This window comes from Hydrogenophaga atypica, from assembly GCF_042665215.1.
GTDB classification, from domain to species: Bacteria; Pseudomonadota; Gammaproteobacteria; order Burkholderiales; family Burkholderiaceae_C; genus Hydrogenophaga; species Hydrogenophaga defluvii_A.
In genome coordinates, this window is sequence record NZ_JBHTCA010000002.1 from 143943 (window position 1) to 163641 (window position 19699).

Sequence of the window (19699 nt, forward strand, 5' to 3'; positions counted from 1 at the left end):
CCCATGAAACTCCGACAATTTCCCACCATCAACGGCCGCAAAATCCGCATTGCCGTGGTGGGCTGTGGCCGCATCAGCAAAAACCACTTTGGCGCCATCGAGCAGCACCAGCAAGACTTTGAACTGGCAGCCGTCTGCGATGTGGACCCCATCGCACTGGACGCACATGCGCAACAGCACAAGGTACCTGCGTACAGCGACATGGCGGCAATGTTGCAAACCGAGCAACTGGACATGGTCGCTCTGTGCACGCCCAGCGGCCTGCACGCCGAGCAGGCCATGCTTGCGGCGACGCACAAGGTGCATGTCATCACCGAAAAGCCCATGGCCACCCGCTACGAAGACGGGCTGAACATGGTCAAGGCCTGCGACGCAGCGGGCGTGCGCCTCCTGGTGGTGAAGCAGAACCGGCGCAACACCACCCTGCAACTGCTCAAACGCGCCGTCTCCGAGCAACGATTCGGCAAAATCCACATGGTCCACCTCAACGTGTTCTGGACCCGCCCACAGGCCTACTACGACCAGGGCGACGGCTGGCGCGGCACCTGGGAGATGGACGGCGGCGCCTTCATGAACCAGGCCAGCCACTACGTGGACCTGCTGGACTGGATCATTGGCCCGGTGGAAAAAATCCACGCCATGATGAGCACCACCCGCGACATCGAGGCCGAGGACACCGGTGTGCTCAACATCAAGTGGCGCCACGGCGCGCTGGGCTCGATGAGCGTGACCATGCTGACCTACCCGCAGAATCTGGAAGGCAGCATCACCATCCTGGGCGAAAAAGGCACGGTGCGCGTGGGCGGTGTTGCCGTCAACGAGATCCAGACCTGGCAATTCGACGAGCCACGCGACTACGACAGCGACATCCAGTCGGCCAACTACCAGACCACCTCGGTGTATGGCTTTGGCCACCCGCTGTACTACCAGAACGTGGTGGATGTGATGCGTGGCACAGCCGAGCCGGAAACCGATGGCCGATCCGGCCTCAAGTCGTTGGAATTGCTGGTGGCCGCCTACCTCTCCGCCCGTGACGACAAATCCGTTGGTCTGCCCTTGCACTACTGAGCCGCCCCATGGAAAAGTACAGCGTTCACCCCACAGCCATCGTTGACGAAGGCGCACACATTGGCGAGGGCAGCCGCATCTGGCACTGGGTGCATGTGTGCGGCGGCGCAAAGATCGGCAAAGCTGTGTCGCTCGGACAAAACGTGTTTGTGGGCAACAAAGTGGTCATTGGTGACCACTGCAAAATCCAGAACAACGTCAGCGTGTACGACAACGTTGTGCTCGAAGATGGCGTGTTCTGCGGCCCCAGCATGGTGTTCACCAACGTCTACAACCCCCGCTCGCTGATCGAGCGCAAGAGCGAGTACCGCGACACGCTGGTCAAAAAGGGCGCCACCCTGGGCGCCAACTGCACCGTTGTGTGTGGCGTCACCATTGGTGAGTACGCGTTTGTGGGTGCGGGCGCGGTGGTCAACAAAGACGTCAAACCCTACGCCCTCATGGCCGGCGTCCCCGCGCGGCACATGGGCTGGATGAGCGAACATGGCGAGCGGATTCCCCTGCCGCTGGCCGGCCAGGGCCAGCACACCTGCCCCCACACGGGCCAAACCTACGTGCTCGATGGCGCCTCGCTGAAGCGAGCTTGAACACCTGTCCGCCTATGTCGCATCGACAATGAGCCCCTCCACCTCCACCAGTGATTTCTGATTTATGTGCGGCATTTTTGGCGTGATTTCCCAGCAACCCGTGTTACGTGCCGAGCTGGAACTGCTCGCCCACCACGCAGAGCAACGCGGCAAGGATTCCAGCGGCTTGTACTTCCCGCAAGGCAACACCTACGCGCTCTACCGCGCGGCGCAGGCCATCTCCACGCTGCTCAAACAGGTCCGCGTCCAGGACAGCGGTTTTGTCATGGGCCACAGCCGGCTCATCACCAACGGGCTGGTGGACAACCAGCCCGTGTACCGCGACGGGGTGTGCGTGATCCACAACGGCATCGTGGTCAACCACGAGTCGCTGTGGCCACAACTCGACAAAAAACGCCAGCAGGAAATCGACACCGAGGTGATTGCTGGCATCGTGGCCGATGGGCTGGACAAAGGTGCGGCCCCCGCCGAGCTGGCAAGCCGTGTGCTGTCCCTGTGCAAAGGGGTGGTGGCCTGTGCCGTGGCCTTGCCCAAGCTGGGCAAGCTGTGCCTGTTCTCAAACAACGGCAGCCTGTACCTGGGCAAAAAAGGCGACACCCTCTATTTCTCGTCAGAGAGTTTCCCATTGCGGCAACTCCACTGCGACAGCATCGAGCAGGTGCGCCAGGCGGGTGTGGTGATCGACATCCCGAGCTCCATGGTGGAGCCTCAGGTTCACGAGCTGGAACAGCGCAGCAACAACCTCATCCCCAGTCTGGGGCTGCACCAGGGCGACGAGCAGATGCTCGAGTACAAGCCCTATAAGCTGCGCCGCTGCACACGCTGCATCCTGCCGGAGACCATGCCCTTCATCCGCTTCGACAAGCAGGGTGTCTGCAACTATTGCCACAACTACAAACCGCGCAACAAGCCGCGTCCCACATCGGAAATCTTCAACCTGGTGGAGCGGTACCGCCGCACCGAAGGCGACGACTGCATCGTGCCCTTTTCAGGCGGTCGCGACAGTTGCTATGGCCTGCATCTGATCGTCAATGAACTGAAGATGAAGCCCATCACCTACACCTACGACTGGGGCATGGTGACCGATCTGGGGCGCCGCAACATCAGCCGCATGTGCGCCCAGCTGGGGGTGGAGAACATCATCGTCGCCGACGACATCGCGCTGAAACGGCGCAACATCGCGAAGAACTTCTCGGCCTGGCTCAAGTCGCCCCACCTCGGCATGGTCAGCATCCTGACCGCAGGCGACAAACACTTTTTCCGCCACATCGAAACCATCAAGCAACAAACCGGCATTTCGCTGAACCTGTGGGGCGTCAACCCACTGGAAGTCACCCACTTCAAAGCCGGTTTTCTGGGTGTTCCGCCCGACTTTGAAGAAGAACGCGTGTACTCCCACGGCGCCATGAAACAGCTGCGCTACCAGTGGCTCCGGCTCAAAGCCATGATGCAAAGCCCCGGCTACTTCAACAGTTCGCTGTGGGACACGTTGTCGGGCGAGTACTACCGCAGCTTCAACGAGAAAACCGACTATTACCACATCTTCGACTACTGGCGCTGGGACGAAAAAACCATCGACGACAGCCTGTTGAACCAATACGACTGGGAGCGCGCGCCCGACACCAGCACCACCTGGCGCATCGGCGATGGCACGGCCGCCATCTACAACTACATCTACTACACCGTGGCAGGGTTCAGCGAGCACGACACCTTCCGCAGCAACCAGATTCGCGAAGGCGATCTGACCCGCGAAGAAGCGCTCAGAATGGTCGAGGACGAAAACCAGCCGCGCTACCCGAACATCAAGTGGTACCTCGATGCCATTGGCATGGATTTCAAAGACGTGATCCGGGTGATCAACGCCATTCCCAGGTTGGCTCACTGAACATGCCATGCCCCTGACCCTCTGGTATGTCTCGAAGTACGTGACGCCGCCCAGTCATGGATCGGCCGGCGCGCGCGGCTACCTGTTGATGAAGGCGTTGGCCCAACTCGGGCACCAAGCGGTCATCATCACGTCAGACTCCAACCAGCTGGGCACGCCGCCCCAACTTGACGCTGCCTACCTGCGCCAGGAAATGGACGGACTTGAGTTGTGGTGGGTGCGCACAATGAAGTATTCGGTGGCAAAGTCGCTGCGCCGCATCCTGAGCTGGCTGGACTTCGAGTGGCGCCTTTTTCGGCTGCCCAAACACCAAATGCCCCGGCCCGATGTGGTTGTTGTGTCCAGCCTGTCGCTGCTCACCATCGTGCAAGGCCTGTTCTGGCGGCGCCGCTACAAGTGCCGTCTGGTGTTCGAGATCCGCGACATCTGGCCCCTGACCATCACCGAAGAAGGTGGCTTCAGCCCCCGCAACCCCCTGGTCCTGGGCCTGGCCGCCATGGAGTGGCTGGGCTACAAGTACGCCGATGCCATTGTGGGCACCATGCCGAACCTGGGCGAGCATGTGCGTCAGGTGTTGGGCCACGACCGGCCCACCCACTGCATTCCGATGGGCATCGATGAAGCCGCCTACACAGCGGCACAAGCCTTGCCAGCCGAGTACGTGGCCAATCACCTGCCACACAACCCGTTTGTGGTGGCGCACGTCGGCTCCATCGGCATCACCAACGCGCTGGACACTTTCCTGCAGTGCGCCGAACGCATGGCCGCTGAGCCACACATTCACTTTTTGGTGGTGGGCGATGGCGATTTGCGCGAAACCTACCGCGCACGTTATGGGCACTTGCCCAACCTCACATTCGCACCCAAGGTGCCCAAGGCGATGGTGCCATCGGTACTGTCCCGGTGCGACCTGCTGTACTTCGCGGTCCACCCGTCCCAGGTTTGGCGCTACGGCCAGTCGCTGAACAAGCTCATCGACTACATGATGGCGGGCAAGCCGGTGCTCGCGTCGTACACGGGCTACCCCTCCATGGTCAACGAAGCAAACTGCGGCAGCTTTGTTCCAGCCAATGACCGGGACGCACTGGAGGCAGAAATCCGGCGTTACGCCAGCATGCCCGCCAGCGAGCGCGAAGCCATGGGCACACGGGGGCGCGACTGGTTGCTCCAGCACCGGCGCTACCCCAAGCTGGCCCAAGACTACCTGACCATCATTCAGGCCACACCAGCCCCCATCTGACACGACACAGCCACCCGCATGCACAAACGCTTGTTCGACACCACCCTGGCCGCACTGGCACTGCTGCTGCTGGCCGTGCCCCTGTGTGTGCTGGCCATGGTGGTACGCCAAAAGCTCGGCGCACCGGTGCTGTTTCGCCAGATGCGCCCTGGGCTGCATGGTCGGCCCTTCGAGATGTTGAAGTTCCGCACCATGACGGATGCCCGAGACGAACAAGGCGTGCCGCTGCCTGACGCGATGCGCCTGACCCCATTGGGGCGCTGGCTGCGCGCCACCAGCTTGGACGAGCTGCCCGAGTTGTGGAATGTGCTCAAGGGCGACATGAGCCTGGTCGGGCCACGCCCCTTGTTGATGGAGTACCTGCCCCTCTACAGTGCCGAGCAAGCACGCCGCCATGAGGTACGCCCTGGCATCACCGGCTGGGCACAGGTAAATGGCCGCAATGCCGTGAGCTGGGAAGACAAGTTCCGCATGGACGTCTGGTACGTGGACCACCGCAGCATCTGGCTGGACATCAAGATACTCTGGCTCACGGTGCGCAAGGTCTTGGCTCGCGAAGGCATTTCTGCCGCCAACGAAGCCACCATGCGCAAGTTCACCGGAGGATCCCCATGAAACAACTGGCCTTGTTGGGCGCCAGCGGGCACGGCAAAGTGCTGGCCGACATGGCCGGTTTGCTGGGCTGGGAACGGGTGGTGTTTTTCGACGACGCCTGGCCCGCCTTGCAACACAACGGCGCATGGGCGGTTGAAGGCAGCACCGACGACCTGATGCGCCGTCTGCCAGCATTCGACGGCGTGGTGGTGTCCATCGGCCATGGCGCCACACGCTGGGCCAAACAGCAGGCCTTGCAGCAGGCCGGTGCGCGCATCGCCACGCTGGTTCACCCGGCCGCCCATGTCAGCCCATACGCCACGTTAGGTGCCGGTACGGTGGTCATGGCCGGGGCTGTGGTCAATGCCTATGCCTGTGTGGGCATGGCCTGCATCGTCAACACCAACGCATCGGTCGACCACGACTGCCAGTTGGGCGACGCCGTACACATCTGTCCAGGCGCCCATGTGTCTGGCAACGTCACGGTGGGCCACGCCGCCTGGGTAGGCGTGGGCGCTGCGGTCAAGCAGGGCCTGGCGATCGGTGCCGGGGCGATGGTGGGGGCCGGCGCCGCCGTGGTGCACGACGTTTTGGCCGGCACCACGGTGGCCGGCAACCCTGCCCGTGTCTTGACGCCCAAAACCGCTGCCTGATGGACCTCGCATGTTGAACACCCCCTTCTCCCCATGGCCCAGCTTCACCCAAGAAGAAGCCGAGGCCGTGCAGCGCGTGCTGCTGTCCAACCGCGTCAACTACTGGACAGGCGAAGAATGCCGCCAGTTTGAAAAGGAATTCGCAGCCTGGTGCGGCACACCCCATGCGGTGGCACTGGCCAACGGCACCCTGGCACTCGATGTGGCATTGAAAGCGCTGAACGTGGGCCCCGGCGACGAGGTCGTGGTGACCCCACGCACCTTCATGGCCTCGGTGTCCTGCGTGGTGAATGCCGGCGCTGTGCCGGTGTTTGCCGATGTGGACGCCCACAGCGGCAACCTCACCGCTCAAACCATCGCCGCCGTGCTGACACCGCGCACCAAAGCGGTGATCGTGGTGCACCTGGCCGGCTGGCCCTGCGACATGGACCCCATCATGGCGCTGGCCGAGCAGCACCAACTGAAAGTCATTGAGGACTGCGCGCAAGCACACGGGGCACGCTACAAGGGTCGCAGCGTGGGCAGTATCGGGCACATCGGCGCCTGGAGTTTTTGTCAGGACAAGATCATGACCACCGGCGGCGAAGGCGGCATGGTCACCACCCACGACGAGAGTCTGTGGCGCGCCATGTGGGCCTACAAAGACCACGGCAAAAGCCACGAGGCCGTGTATGAGCGCCAGCACCCACCGGGCTTTCGGTGGCTGCACGAAAGTTTTGGCACCAACTGGCGCATGCTGGAAATGCAGGCCGCCATCGGCCGCATCCAGCTCACCCGCATGCCCGAGTGGACACGCGCACGGCATACCAACGCCACCTTGCTGATCAAAGCGCTCCAACCCTTTGCAACGGCCACCGGCCCGATCCGACTGCCTCTGTTGCGTTGCACAGCTGCCGGCTGTCCATCGTCCGCCGCCAGCACGGGGTGCGAACGCGGCTGTGTGCACGCCTTCTACAAACTGTACGCCCACGTTGTGCCCGAGCGGCTGGCCGCTGGCTGGATACGCGACCGCATCGTCACGGCCATCAACGCGGCGGGGGTGCCCTGCTACCAGGGAAGCTGCTCAGAGGTGTACCTGGAGAAGGCGTTCGATGGCACCGGCTGGCGCCCAACACAGCGGCTGCCCGTCGCACGCTCCCTGGGCGAGACCAGCTTAATGTTTCTGGTGCACCCCAGCTTGACACCGGCTGAAATGCAGAAATCCGCCAGCGTCATCACCGAGGTCCTGTGCGCCGCGCAGTGACCCCGGCACCCTGCGTCACCGCACCTGTTTCTGCGCGAGCTCGCTCTTCAAGCGCGAGAACATCGGATTCCCAGGCTTGAGCTCCAAAGACAGGCGGTTGTTCTTTTCTGCGGCAGCCAGGTCACCCTGCTTGAAGTAGATGAACGCCTTGCCGTGATAGAACTCGGCTTGGGGACCACGCTCAATGGCTTGGGACAAAATTTCCAGGGCTTCATCGACCCGACCCTGTTCAAATTGCACGTTTGCCAAAGCAACGGTCCCCAACACATGCTCGGGATCTAGGCGCCGCAGTTCATTCAAGTACGCTTCGGCTTCGCCCCATTTTTTAAGCCCAATGGCGATCAGGCTGACATCAAACAATGCGTCAACTCTGACACGCCCCAGCACACGATCGTCACGCAAACCCCGGTCATAGGCCTCCAGCGCCTTCCCTAGTTGGCCAGATGACTTGAAAGCAGCGGCCAAGTTGAAGTATGTGGCAGGGGAAATGTCTTCTGCGCTGTTCATCAGCGGTTCAAGCAACGCGACGGCCTGCGGGACTTGCCCTGCCGCCAGCAGATTCGCGCCTTGGTTGGTGCGGTAGGTGACATCTGCCACCCCAAATGCGCGTGCAGCCTCCAAGGCCTGGAACGCTGCCTTGTGGTTTTTCGCCTGAAGTTCGGCAATCCCGTAATTCAGGAAAGCGCGCCATTGCCCCATGCGCATTTCAGTTGCTGGCACCTGTCCGATTTTTTCAGCCGCATCCTTCCACACAGCCCGCTCATTTTTCAGGCTCTGTATCCGGTCAAGCGAAAAAACCGCCCAGACACCACACAACAAAAGTACGACCGCGCCTTTGGGCACCACAGGCAAGCGCACCCATGAAATGCCCAGCGCCATCAGCGGCGCCAGCGCGATGGACCACAAGTAGCTCCGGTACAAAACAAAGGGTTCCTGCACCCTGACGAACACCAACTCCGTCAGAAAAAACGCAGCGGGCAGCAACAACAAATACCCAACCAACCGAACCCGGTCAGATGCTGCCTTCACGAGCGCATAGAAGGCCGCGCCCACCATGCAGACCCATAGGAACGCGCCGAGCACATGCGGCAACTCGAACACTGACGACGGAAAAGCCGTCCTCATGTCGATACTCATCCACTGCGGCAAGGGCAACGCCCACAGCAGGCCGTAGTAAAAATACAGCCAAAGCTGATTGATCACGCTGAGCGCATACAACTGGTCCGCCGCAGCGGGCGACTTGCTGATCAGTGGCCCCCAGAACAGGGCGATGTTTCCTTCCGGTGCAGCCCCCAGATCCCGCCCCATCCAAACAAACATGCCATACGCAAAGGCCAACAAAATGACGCCCAGCGTGCTGCCAATCACAAACAAGCGCTTGTTGCTGGGTCGGCACCACAAGACATACAGAAGGAACAAAAGACCCAGCACCGGCGCGGCCATCTCCTTGGACATCATTGCCAACACATAGGCCACCAAAGTCAGCACGCTCCACACCAGGCGCCGCGCCATCGTGTTGGCTCGCAACACCTCCATGAATGTCAACATCACCGCCAATGCGAAGAATGTGGACATCAGCATGGACCGCTGAATGAGGTAAGACACGGAATACACCGCCACCGGATTGAAGGCCCACAACGCTGTGGCACCCAGAGCAGCCCAAGCAGCCGTTTTCTCATTTACACCGACGCGGCAGACCAAGCGGAACGAAAACAGCCACAACAAGACGCATGTCGCCAGGTGCAGCCCCGCGTTGGCGGCACGCTGCCAGTACCAACCCTCGCCCCACCAACGTTGGAGGGCACCAAACGAAGCCTCGGAAAGTTCGCGAAATCCGAAGTGGAAATCTGGCTCGGGCCCCAAAAGCGAGGTATCGTCAAAAATCAATTCGTGGGCAAATCCGTGCGAATACAGCCACGCGATACCAACGAGCAGGCACACCGCCGCCAACGACAGTTTCGCGGTGTCACGGTTCATTTTGTAACGTTGCATAAGTCACTCTTTTGGGGCGGGTTGTTGCTGCACCCAGTCAACTGCGCATCGACCGGTAGTACTTCAACACCTTGACCACATATTGCTGCGTTTCGGGGTATGGGGGAATCCGCCGGCCGTGTTTCATCACAGCGCCTTCCCCGGCGTTGTAGGCAGCCAGCACCAATTCCAGGTCGCCATTGAACATGCGAATCAGATCGGCCAAGTAGCGCGTGCCCACTTGCGCATTCAGTCGCGGGTCTTTCAGGAGTTTGGTGGCTTCGTGTCGGTTAGGGGCCACCACACCGTAACGTTCAGCGGTAGCGGGCATCAGCTGCATCAAACCAACTGCCCCCTTGGGCGACACCGCATCTGGCCGAAACCCTGATTCAGCCGCGCTCACCGCCGTCACCAATGCTGGGTCCACCGCGTGATCCTGCGCCGCATCTTCCAGCATCGGCTTGGCCTGGGCGTAGCCGGCCATCTTCGCCACGGGAAAAGTACCCGCCCCCGAAATGATCTGCGGAGCGCGCGATGCCACACCACGGCTCAACCACTGCACCCCCCGCGCGGTCGGCGGCGCGGTGTTGCCCAAGTGGGTCACGCCCTCTGTGTCCTCAAACACCCAGACGCCGCTGGCCAGGGCTGCCGACACGGCACCTGCCCACAACATCGAGCCCCAAAGCACCACCGTCGCGCCCCGCACCACCGGCATCAGCGCCGAAAAAACATACATACCAATACCCCACACTCGACAAATCAACATTTTTTAGCGGAACACTGCCCCTTTGGCGGCAGCCCTGCGACTATGCACGGAAATGCCTGTCCCTGACCGCCATGATGGGTTTCTCCACACACTTATACAAAACGATTGAAATCACACCCGTCAAAAACCAATACATCAAATACACCACCGCAGAGCTGTCGACTCGAACAAATTCATCTGCATGTTTTTCGAGTGCCGGCAACAGCATCCACAGCACCAAGCTGTGATGAACCAAATACATTGAATACGATATTTTACTGACACCCACCACCAAGCGCGAAATGAGATTTCGCTCCTGATAAACCAGCTCGCTTAACCCAAGCGTCAGCAATGTTGCCCCCACCGCAGTGACCGTCAAGGTGAAGTGATTCAAATAGAACTGACTGAAAAAGACGCGCATGAATACCTTATCGAACACCAACAATGACAAACCCGCGACCAGCAACCACCATTTCCACTTGACAACTAGCCCGTGCTTGTACAGAGCCACATAGGCTGCGCCAACCCCAAACAACAAGGCGTCAAACCGCGTGAACACCATCTTGCGCAGGTGGGCGTCCCACGCCTCAACCGAATGGATATCCAACTGCAACGCCAGCACCGACCGGTATGCGGCCACCCCCACCACCCCCACCAAAATCACCATCACAATGGTTTGTCTTTTACCGAACAGGCTCACCCGCAGAGAAATCAGCAGCAGCACGGGAAGAGTGAGATAAAACCACTCCTCCACCGACAAGCTCCAGGCTTCCTGAAAAAAATTGGGGTGAGCACTGAACAGGTTTTGCGAAAATACGAAATAAAGCCACAATTTGTCAGGCAGATGTTGCCCCAACAACACAGAGCCAACAATCAACAACACCAAAACGACACCAAAGTTTGGTATCGTTCGCAACCACCGCCTGCACCAAAACACAAATATATCCGCTGGAGCAACATGGTCAGTTGCGAAAACTTTCAACAGAATTCGGCCAATTAAAAATCCACTCAACGCAAAAAAAATGGAAACACCATCCAACGTTGGCAAGCTGTAGAGCCGATGTGGCACCACCTCGCTCAACAGCCCATACCCATGCGCGTACACCACCGCCAATACGGCATAGGCACGCAGCAGGTCGAGGCCGAATATTCTGTTGCCAACCATATGAATGGGCTTACCTTCGCCACAACAGCAAGATAAAAAATCGATAGACGCGATACCGCAATCGATCGCCATCAAAAGCCCGATACGCCATGGCACTGGCGTACCAACGCAGCAACAACTTCAGCCCAGGATTAAAACTTGAGGCCACGGCGCCAAACAACCTGAAAGGCGCATGCATGACCACCATCTTGTGCGGCCTCATCACCAACCTGCTGCGTCGATCTTCCATCAATACCCCCGGTTTTTGGCCACGCGCAACGACTCCAACCGAGCCAAGGCGGCAGGCAACTGGCTTCTGAAGCGGGCAAACGGTGCATACCGCCATGGCAACTTCAACAGCTTGCCCCTCAGGCGCCCGATGGACAAAAAGTCCATCCACCCCACGTTGCCCGCCGACAGGTCCAACACATGGCTGTGACCAAAGTCCTCGGTGTGCGCCAAACGGGTGATGGCGTCTACCTCATCCGGCGTGGGGTACACCACCGCACGCTCCATCAGCCCCATGGCGTAGGGCTTCAGCTCATCAAATGAAAAACCGGTGAGCTTTTGCGCTGCCATGAAATGCTCGAAGTGCAGCAGCACCCCTTGCTGCATGGCCTCAATGGCCGGGTTGCAACGTATCTCCGCTTGTCGGTCTGGCGCATCGTCACTTTTCAGTACGGGTTCGATCGTGCCATTTGTGGATTGGTATCCCACGGTCGTGGCATGCAAAGCACGCGCGCCCTGCTCGAAAAGTTCCTCAAAATCCGAAGGGGCGCGCTCTTGCGGGTTGTGGCGGCGCCGGTCCTGCATCAGTCCTTCAATGCTGCCATGCTTTAACGGCCGCTGATGGAGGTTGTGCATGTAAGCAAAGTAGTACCCCACCACATCCGGGTAGGCACCATCGGTCGCGAAGGACTGCTCGAGGTAATGCTGAATGGTCGCGTTCCATCCGATGTCGACCACCGCCACACGCTGACCGCTGAAAAAACCCGCCTGCTCAAAGTAGGTTCGCAACACCTCTTGGGCGGTGCGCCCGTGTTCAGCAATCCGACCCTTCACGTCGGGGTCGGCCAAAAACGCTTTCAGCCGCGCATCGTGCCAATCGGCTATCGGCTCGGCCATGTCCAACAGGCCATGGGTCTTGGCCATCGCCTCAAACTCTGCGACGGGCAGGCCGTAGGTCTTGAGAACCGAGGTGAGTCCTTGTTGCTTGGGGTTGTACAAAGCTATCAGGGCTTGGTCATGCGTCAAACCACCCGACACCGCCGCTCGGGCGGCGACGTGTCGGCTGACATAGGTGTAGTGTGCCGGTGGCAAGGCCTCTGGGTGCGCGCCAGCCACCGCCTCGTACAACTTCATGAACAAATAGCCGTCGCGCGCCAAAAAATAGACGCGATCAGGTCGGTCGCGTTGCACCCGCTCCAGCAGACCCTGGGTGAAGGTGCTGAATACAGGTCCGAGGACCTCCAAGCCGTACTGAAAATAAACGTCCTCTTTTTTGGCACGGTCGTCCAAACGAAGCCGCTCACCCACGATTTCAGCCAACGCTCTGCCAGGCCAGATGCCGCCATGTGCAGCCATTCGGGAGGAGACCGTCTGCCGCCGCCGCCGCACACGCTCATGCTTCTCGTCCAGAAAAACACCTTGCACACCCAGCCGGCAAGGCGAGAGCCCGTCGGAATGAAAGTTGTCTCCCACGTGCATCACGCTTTCGGGGGTCAGGCCCTCGTCGCGCAAAACGTGTTCAAAAAGACGGCCGGAGTACTTGGCCAAGCGCTTTTCCGACGAAACGTAGACCTCGTCGATCAAGCCCCGGTAACCCAACTCGTCCAGCAACTGCGCCACCTGACGTTGCGCCAGGTACATGTCTGAGATGGCAATGATCCGCAACCCCTTGGCGCGTGCCCACTCCAAGAACAGCCTGGCATTCGGCTTGGCACTGAGGGCCTTGCGCTCCAAGTCCAGCTCGGCCGCCTGAACAAACTCGATCAGTTCATTTTGGGCCTGGGTGCTTCTCGATGGGCACACGCGGCGCACCCAGCGCTCAATGATCTCATCGTGGTGGCATTCATGGTCGTCTCCACCCACCCGAGCCACCTCCCGCAGCTCGCGCTCCACCAACTCGCGCTGAGCAAGCAATTCCATCGCTTGACCGGGCATGTCCAGACGCTGCGCCAGCAGTTGTGCCGTCCTGCGAATGAGCAGGTCAGGCGGCTCCACACAACGAGCGAGCAAGGTGTCGAACACGTCAAACGACAACACGCGCACTTGATCACCGCGCTCAGCCACCACTTTGCGCAATGCCGAAAAGGTGGCCACGCGCAGCGGTGTCGCATGCGAGCGCCCCTGCCGGGCAACGCGCCACAGTGTCCGGACGGTGCCCGCCGATGCGCGCACTCTGCGGGCCACCTGCTTGAGCCGCCCAAGCAACGATGTGGACCGCAAGCGGTGCAGCTCCACGTCACGCAGCTGCTGTGACCGCTGGTGTGACGCCAACTTGTCTTGCACGCTTGCCAACGCCTGCTCCCGCGACGCCAGCAACGCTTGCAACGCCTGCTGGCTCGTCAACTCTTGCAGCAATGTCTGGTTTTTTTCGAACAGCACTTTTCCCTCCCCGCTGATGCGCTCCAAGGTCTGCATCAACGCTGTTTTTTCTTGTAAGTGCACATCTTTCAGAATCTCGACTTCGTACTTCTCAATGCGTCCCCATTGGTTGTTGAGGTGTTTCACCCGCGCCGACAGATCGCCGGGCAGTTGCAGCAAGGCGGGCAACATCTCGCGCAGCAAAGACGATGCCTCGAGGTTGGCGTTCAGGGGATTCTCTCGGATGGTGTTGCTGCCATGCAGTCTGTAGTCCAGCAAGGGCTCATCCACCCACCTGAGTCGCGCACCGCCAGCCACAGCACGCAACAGAAAATCGTAGTCATGCACGTAACGGTGGTCACTGTAGGGCCGCACCTTGGACCACAGTTCCCGGCTGAAGAAAAAGTTGGACGTGGTCATGAACACATTGCCAGCGAGCAAAGTGGCCGCCCAGTCCTGGGTGTCGTGCCAGACCTGCTTCAGCGCCCCAAATGCATCCACCCACCAATGGTCGGTCACCACCTCACCCCCAGCGTCGATCAAGCGCACGTCGGTACCCACCAGATCGACACCGCCGTCGCGCACCAGCGCCACACATTGCTCCAGACGGCCAGGTAAAAACCGGTCGTCCGAATTCAAAATGGTCAGATACTCGCCTCGGGCCTGGTCCAGCAGCGCGTTCAGGGTGGTGTGCGCGCCCAGGTTGGTTTCGTTGCGGCTTTTGTGCAGACGTTCGTCCTGGTAACTGTCGATGACGCGCCAGGTGCCATCCGGCGACGCATCGTCCCTGACGAGCAACTCCAAATCCACCGACGAAGACAGCACGCTGTCGATGGCCTGCGCAATATAGGCCTCGTGCTTGTAGGCAGGAATGACAACGCTGACCAGTGGTTTTGACAAATGGCTCTCCGTGCTCTCAATCGTTTCACTGACGCGCGCGGGTGCGCCTGACCAGCGTCACCAACCAACGCCAAGGTGCCGCCAACGCGCTTCCCAGTCGAAAACTCCGACTGGCGCACACGGCACGCCACTGCGCCTCGGCCGCGTGCAGTTGCGCCATCAGCGCGCTGCGCTCGGCCTCGCCCGCTGCCACCGCCCGTTCTGCCGCTGCAGCCGCGGCCGCACGCTCATTCACTTGGCCACGCAGCGTATGCATCGCCCTGTCCTGCGCATCCCGCTCCTCCACCAACGCCCAGATCACACCCGACAGCCGGTCCGGGTCCACCCAGCGCCTGTGAATGGTAGCGATGGTGTGCATCGGCAGATCGTCCGCCGACAAAGAGCGCTCATGGTTGCGATAAATGGCCGTCAGTTGCCCCGTCCCCACCATCCGGGTATGCCGCGACACCTGCAGCCAGAAATCCCAGTCCTCCAGTGTCGCCAATTGTTCGTCGAAGCGGCACCCCTTGCGTTGGGTCCAACCCAGTTCGAACATGACCGTGTGGATGGGGTGGCGGTTTCGAATGTGCAGCAAACGTTCGTTGAAGGGCAGATCGAACACAAACGTGGTCTGCTCATCCACGCCGATCATCCGGGCGTTTGAGTGTGAGGCATGCACCCCAGGATGGGCCTGCAAGGCGCGAACCAGCGTCTGAACATGCTCCGGCAAAAACAGATCGTCTTCATCCAGAAACACCGCGTATTGCCCTGTGGCCGCGTCCAAGGCGGCATTGGCTGCCTCCGGGCGGTTCAACCGGCGCCCCAGGTTGACCACCTTCAGCGCCGGCAACGCGCGGAACTGAGGGAACTGCGCGTACACATTCTCCGCGTGGGCAGCCACCACCACCAACTCCAGCGGGCGGTAGCTTTGCGCCAACACACTGGCCACGGCCTCTTCCAGGCGTGGGTCGCCCATGGTGCGCATCAGCACGCTCACCAGCGGCACATCGGCCGGGCTGGCGGCGCGCTCCCGTTGGTGCATGTAGAGCGTGTCCAGCCCTGGCAACACGGCACGCTCACCCAAGCCTGCGGTGGGCATGAGGTGGTAGGCCTCGGCGGCCCGGCTCTCGCCGCCCAGGGTGATGGAGCGGAAGCGGTCTTTGGCCTCAATGCACCGCGTGTAGTCCAGCAGGCTTTGTTGCGACACAAAGCAGTGCATGGCCTCGGTCTTGCGTTCGGCCACCGTGGTGATGTCGCACACATGGGTGGCGTGCACCATGAGGTGGCCGGACTCGTACCAGGCCAGGTCGGGGCGGCGGGGCAGGCGCATCACGGCGGCCATGGCGGCCAAGCCCAGCGACTGGTGGTCGGGGTGCGGCTCGGTGGGCGGGGTGCACAGCAACAGGTCGGGCCCGTAGGCTTGTATGGCCTCGGTCAAGGCTGTGATGAGTTCTTCGCCGTAGCGCAAACTGCGGTCTTTGAACGCCAAAAACACCACCTCATGGCCCAGCACATGGGCCGCCGCACGGGCCTCTTGCTGTCGCTGGTGGGTCAGCTCGTGCGCCGGCGTGTCGGGGTGGCTTTGCGATCCATCGGTCACCACCAGCGCACGCACCTCCGCACCTTGTGCGCGCGCCAACGCCATCAGGCCACCGCAGCCAAACACCTCGTCGTCGGCGTGGGGTGCCAGCACCAGGTAGCGGCCGTAGCGCGACACATCCCAACGCTCGGGGAACGTCACTGATTCGGGGCGATGCTCCAGCATGGGTGTGGTGCCTCCATTGGTTGGGTGCGCGGGCCGTTGCCTGCGTTCAGTAAATGTCCACGTCGCCGGGGCGGCCGTCGTCAAACCAGTTGTCCGGGCGGGAACGACCCGGCAACTGCGCCAGTTCGATGGTCACCAGGGGCGTGGGTTCGGCCTCGCCCTGCGCGCCCGTGACCAGGTGCGCCCAGGCCCGCACGGTGTGCCGGCTGACGTTGGCCAGGAGCTGCAGACACGCAGATGTGCAGCGCGCCGCGCCCAGCACATCCACCACCAGCAACGTGCCATCGCCACCGTCCTTGACCACCAAGGTGGCCGCCCGCCAACGCGGCCCCACCACAAAGTAGCGGTAGACCCGTGGCGCCTGCACATACCGCCACAGCACCTGCTCGGCCGTGCGGCGCACCACCACACGTGCGGCTGCTTCCGCGTCCAACCGGCGCGCAAACGTGGCGGTGTCCAATTCGTGCACCACCCACCACACACGCTCCCAAAGCGAGGCCGCCTGGGGCATAAAAACGGCCTCGCGCGGTCGGGCCACCTCGTCGTATACCCCCAGGCGCACGCCCAGCTTGGCCGGCCTGTCACCTGGAAAGCCGTAACAAAGGCCATAGTCCCGGCGCCCGGCTTCGGCGGCCAGCTCGCCCAGCATGCGCGCAAACACGCCGCCCTGCAGTTGCCCCCGGTGCGCGGGGTGCACCATCACATCGCATACCTGGCCGGCCTTGCGTCCGTTGGGCAGGTGCCCGGCAAACTGCACACCGGCGTGGCCCAGCAAGCTCCCATCGGGCGCACACGCGATGGTGTGGAACGACGCGGCATGGGCGTATTTCCAGGCCCAGTCCTGGGGCGACACGGCATGCTGGAACACGGTTTCAAACAGCACCACCAGGCGCTCTGCACCCTCGCCTGCGTTGACGTGGCTGAGTTCAAAAGCCGGGGCGGCGAGGTTGGGGTTCATACGCGGCAAAACACATCCACATAACGCGCGGCCATCACAAAGTTGGTGTAGATCTGGGCGCTGTCTCGCGCGGCCACGCGCAAACGTTCCGTTGGCAAGGTTTTGATGTCGGCCATGGCGCGGGCAAAAGCGGCCACATCGTGTTGGGGCACCAGCAGGCCATTGATGCCCTGCATCACAATTTCGCGCGGCCCAAAATCGCAGTCGGTGGCAATCACCGGCACGCCCACGGCCAAGGCCTCGATCATCGAGTTGCCAAAGCCCTCGATCAAACACGTGTGCAGGTACACATCGTGCTGCGCGATCAGCGCGAACGGTTCGCGTTGAAAGGGCTGCACCTGCACCTGCCGCGCCAGCCCATGCGCGGCAATGTTGGCTTCAATCTCTGCCCGTGCCGGCCCATCGCCCACGATGGTGAGTGTGTCTTCCGGGTGGCTGGGTGCGTGGCGGGCAAAGGCCTCCAGCGCCAGAAGAATGTTCTTTTCGGCCGATAGGCGCGTGGCCATCACAAAACGTGTGCCGGCGCTGGCAGGGCGCGGCGCCCGCACTGCGTACTCGTGCCAGATGGCATCGGCCACGGTGGGGTAGCTGTTGGCAATGGCCACCACGCGGTCCGGGTGGCCCTGGTAGCGCGTCAGCAACTCCTGGCGCATGCCTTGCGATGGCACCACCACCGCGTCACACCAGCGCCCAGCCAGCGCCATGTGGGCGTGCAGCAAGAAGCGGATGGTGCGGTCCGACGAAATCATGGGAATGCCCGCACACGACGGCCCACGCGGGCTGGCGATCACGCTCAGGCGTGGTTGATCGGCCAGAAAGCGGCGCATCCACACCGCCATGGCGGCACCGTAGTGCAAAAAGCCCAGTACCACGGTTTTGGCGGTTCGGTCGCGATGGGTGGCCACGTGGTTGGCCAGCAGGCGCGCATCGTGCCGGGTGGAACGCAAACCCCGCAGCGAGGTGCCCATGCCCCAGCCCGACACGTCCACCACCGCCACATCTTCCCGCCCAGCCAGGTGTGGCCTCAGCATGTCGGCGTGGCCATACAAGGTCACGCGCGGCTGCGTGGGCAGCCGGGCCATCCCCTCCAGCAAATTGAGCACCGTGCGTTCCGCCCCGCCAAACACTTGGCTGGGCAACACAATGCGCAAGTCCAGCTCGTGTGGGCTGCAGCGGGGCTCAGCCTTCACTGGCCGCCCCCGCTTTCCGATGCTTGCCAGCGCACCACATGTGGCGTGCGAATCAGGCCCATCAGGTCGTCCTGCTTGAGGAAGGCCACGTCGGGTATGTCCGTCTCGGCCAGCACCACCATGCCACTTTCGTCCCACAAACGCAGGTGGAAGGCGTAGTGGCCGGCGGCAATCGGGTGTTCGGGCAGGGTGATGTTCAGCTCGCCGCTGCCTTGCAGGGGCGGCTCACCGGCCAGGTGGCTGCCCACCACCACCAGCCCGCGCTCGCCGTTGATCTTGATCGACAGGCTGTAGTGAAAACGCACACCAGGCAACAACGCCGCCACACGCGCCTTCACCGTCAGGGCCGAACCCTGGGTGATGGGCGGCGGGGGCTCCACCGCCAGCGACTCGATGCGCACCGGTGCCGCAGGTGCGGGCACGCCCGCATGCGCGGGCGCCTGGCGGCCCTTGGCCAGCTGGTACTGCTCGTAGGCCTGCAGCACCTCGCGCGCCGGGCCAAACATCTGGATGGCGCCGTTCTGGACCCACAAGGCCTTGTCGCAGAACTGTTCGATCTGGTAGAGGCTGTGCGAGCAGAAGATGATGGTCTTGCCCTGCTCCTTGAAACCCATCATGCGCTGGATGGATTTTTGCTGGAACGCCAGGTCGCCCACCGACAGCGCTTCGTCCACCAGCAGGATGTCGGGCGACATGCTGGTGAGCACCGAAAAGCCCAGCCGCACCTTCATCCCGGTGGAGTAGGTTTTGATCGGGCGGTCCAGCACATGGCCGAGTTCGGCAAAGTCGATGATGCCATCCATGCGATCCAAGGCCTGCTGCCGCGACAGGCCGTACCAGCCCAGCTGCTGCAACACGTTGTCGCGGGCGCTGAGTTCTTCGTTCAGGCCCACCGACAAATCCAGAATGGCCAGTCGGCTGCCGCGCACGTGCAACTCGCCGCCAGTGGGCTGGATGACGCCGGCAATCAGCTTGAGCAAGGTGGACTTGCCCGCGCCGTTGTCGCCCACCAGCCCCAGGGTGTCGCCCTGGTGCAGGGCCAGCGACACGCCACGCAGCGCATCGAAGGTGGTGTGGCGGGTGCGGGGGCTGATCCATTCCAGCACCCGGTCGCGCGGGCTGGGGTAGACACGGTAACGCTTGGCAACGTTGACCAGTTCAATGGTAGGCAAGGCGTTCATCGGTTCGGTG

At 61.7% G+C, this 19699-nt stretch carries 15 protein-coding genes; 7 read left to right on the forward strand and 8 right to left on the reverse strand.

Annotated elements, in window-relative coordinates; all coding sequences use genetic code 11:
- Window positions 1-3: 3 nt before the first annotated feature.
- The 7 genes from ACFQPB_RS03085 (at window position 4) to ACFQPB_RS03115 (ending at window position 7270) form a co-directional block, all read left to right on the forward strand.
- Window positions 4-1068 carry a Gfo/Idh/MocA family protein gene (locus ACFQPB_RS03085; RefSeq protein ID WP_382219687.1) on the forward strand — a complete coding sequence of 355 codons (1065 nt, stop codon included), beginning with the start codon at window positions 4-6 and terminating at the stop codon, window positions 1066-1068.
- A gap of 8 nt (window positions 1069-1076) precedes the next feature.
- Window positions 1077-1655 (forward strand): acyltransferase, encoded by a 579-nt coding sequence (locus ACFQPB_RS03090; RefSeq protein ID WP_382219689.1) that lies wholly within the window; start codon window positions 1077-1079, stop codon window positions 1653-1655.
- Window positions 1656-1737: 82 nt separating this feature from the next.
- A complete protein-coding gene (locus ACFQPB_RS03095) occupies window positions 1738-3540 on the forward strand; it encodes a glucosamine 6-phosphate synthetase (protein WP_382219691.1) in 1803 nt (600 codons plus the stop codon).
- Window positions 3541-3547: 7 nt separating this feature from the next.
- Window positions 3548-4780 (forward strand): glycosyltransferase family 4 protein, encoded by a 1233-nt coding sequence (locus tag ACFQPB_RS03100; RefSeq protein WP_382219692.1) that lies wholly within the window; start codon window positions 3548-3550, stop codon window positions 4778-4780.
- Between the two features lie 18 nt (window positions 4781-4798).
- The gene (locus ACFQPB_RS03105; RefSeq protein ID WP_382219693.1) at window positions 4799-5395 is read left to right on the forward strand and encodes a sugar transferase; all 597 of its coding nucleotides are present in this window, start codon (window positions 4799-4801) and stop codon (window positions 5393-5395) included.
- Window positions 5392-6027 carry an acetyltransferase gene (locus tag ACFQPB_RS03110; protein ID WP_382219694.1) on the forward strand — a complete coding sequence of 212 codons (636 nt, stop codon included), beginning with the start codon at window positions 5392-5394 and terminating at the stop codon, window positions 6025-6027. Before ACFQPB_RS03105 ends, ACFQPB_RS03110 begins: the two co-directional genes overlap by 4 nt.
- Before the next feature lie 10 nt (window positions 6028-6037).
- The gene (locus tag ACFQPB_RS03115; protein WP_382219696.1) at window positions 6038-7270 is read left to right on the forward strand and encodes a DegT/DnrJ/EryC1/StrS family aminotransferase; all 1233 of its coding nucleotides are present in this window, start codon (window positions 6038-6040) and stop codon (window positions 7268-7270) included.
- Window positions 7271-7285: 15 nt separating this feature from the next.
- On the opposite strand, the gene ACFQPB_RS03120 is transcribed toward ACFQPB_RS03115, so the two are convergent.
- The 8 genes from ACFQPB_RS03120 to ACFQPB_RS03155 all read right to left on the reverse strand — a co-directional run bounded on the left by ACFQPB_RS03120 (window position 7286) and on the right by ACFQPB_RS03155 (window position 19689).
- Window positions 7286-9262 carry a tetratricopeptide repeat protein gene (locus ACFQPB_RS03120; RefSeq protein ID WP_382219698.1) on the reverse strand — a complete coding sequence of 659 codons (1977 nt, stop codon included), beginning with the start codon at window positions 9260-9262 and terminating at the stop codon, window positions 7286-7288.
- 37 nt (window positions 9263-9299) lie between these two features.
- Window positions 9300-9977 (reverse strand): lytic transglycosylase domain-containing protein, encoded by a 678-nt coding sequence (locus ACFQPB_RS03125; protein ID WP_382219700.1) that lies wholly within the window; start codon window positions 9975-9977, stop codon window positions 9300-9302.
- Between the two features lie 70 nt (window positions 9978-10047).
- Window positions 10048-11247, reverse strand: coding sequence for an acyltransferase family protein (locus ACFQPB_RS03130; RefSeq protein ID WP_382219701.1), 1200 nt, complete (start codon window positions 11245-11247; stop codon window positions 10048-10050).
- A gap of 132 nt (window positions 11248-11379) precedes the next feature.
- Window positions 11380-14616 carry a glycosyltransferase gene (locus tag ACFQPB_RS03135; protein ID WP_382219702.1) on the reverse strand — a complete coding sequence of 1079 codons (3237 nt, stop codon included), beginning with the start codon at window positions 14614-14616 and terminating at the stop codon, window positions 11380-11382.
- A gap of 25 nt (window positions 14617-14641) precedes the next feature.
- The gene (locus tag ACFQPB_RS03140; protein ID WP_382219704.1) at window positions 14642-16360 is read right to left on the reverse strand and encodes a PIG-L family deacetylase; all 1719 of its coding nucleotides are present in this window, start codon (window positions 16358-16360) and stop codon (window positions 14642-14644) included.
- 46 nt (window positions 16361-16406) lie between these two features.
- Entirely contained in the window at window positions 16407-17318 is a 912-nt protein-coding gene (locus ACFQPB_RS03145) for a GNAT family N-acetyltransferase (protein WP_382219706.1), read from the reverse strand.
- The gene (locus ACFQPB_RS03150; RefSeq protein WP_382219708.1) at window positions 17315-18508 is read right to left on the reverse strand and encodes a glycosyltransferase; all 1194 of its coding nucleotides are present in this window, start codon (window positions 18506-18508) and stop codon (window positions 17315-17317) included. The genes ACFQPB_RS03145 and ACFQPB_RS03150 overlap by 4 nt, the downstream gene beginning before the upstream one ends.
- Complete coding sequence (locus ACFQPB_RS03155; RefSeq protein WP_382219710.1) at window positions 18505-19689, reverse strand: ABC transporter ATP-binding protein; 1185 nt, start codon at window positions 19687-19689, stop codon at window positions 18505-18507. Before ACFQPB_RS03155 ends, ACFQPB_RS03150 begins: the two co-directional genes overlap by 4 nt.
- Between the last annotated feature and the right edge of the window lie 10 nt (window positions 19690-19699).

What these genes read in the sequence shown, in the direction of transcription:
- ACFQPB_RS03085 (WP_382219687.1), top strand. Translation starts at nt 4, where the DNA reads ATGAAACTCCGACAATTTCCCACCATCAACGGCCGCAAAATCCGCATT.
- ACFQPB_RS03090 (WP_382219689.1), top strand. Translation starts at nt 1,077, where the DNA reads ATGGAAAAGTACAGCGTTCACCCCACAGCCATCGTTGACGAAGGCGCA.
- ACFQPB_RS03100 (WP_382219692.1), top strand. Translation starts at nt 3,548, where the DNA reads ATGCCCCTGACCCTCTGGTATGTCTCGAAGTACGTGACGCCGCCCAGT.
- ACFQPB_RS03105 (WP_382219693.1), top strand. Translation starts at nt 4,799, where the DNA reads ATGCACAAACGCTTGTTCGACACCACCCTGGCCGCACTGGCACTGCTG.
- ACFQPB_RS03110 (WP_382219694.1), top strand. Translation starts at nt 5,392, where the DNA reads ATGAAACAACTGGCCTTGTTGGGCGCCAGCGGGCACGGCAAAGTGCTG.
- ACFQPB_RS03115 (WP_382219696.1), top strand. Translation starts at nt 6,038, where the DNA reads ATGTTGAACACCCCCTTCTCCCCATGGCCCAGCTTCACCCAAGAAGAA.
- ACFQPB_RS03120 (WP_382219698.1), bottom strand. Translation starts at nt 9,262, where the DNA reads ATGCAACGTTACAAAATGAACCGTGACACCGCGAAACTGTCGTTGGCG.
- ACFQPB_RS03125 (WP_382219700.1), bottom strand. Translation starts at nt 9,977, where the DNA reads ATGTATGTTTTTTCGGCGCTGATGCCGGTGGTGCGGGGCGCGACGGTG.
- ACFQPB_RS03140 (WP_382219704.1), bottom strand. Translation starts at nt 16,360, where the DNA reads ATGCTGGAGCATCGCCCCGAATCAGTGACGTTCCCCGAGCGTTGGGAT.
- ACFQPB_RS03145 (WP_382219706.1), bottom strand. Translation starts at nt 17,318, where the DNA reads ATGAACCCCAACCTCGCCGCCCCGGCTTTTGAACTCAGCCACGTCAAC.
- ACFQPB_RS03155 (WP_382219710.1), bottom strand. Translation starts at nt 19,689, where the DNA reads ATGAACGCCTTGCCTACCATTGAACTGGTCAACGTTGCCAAGCGTTAC.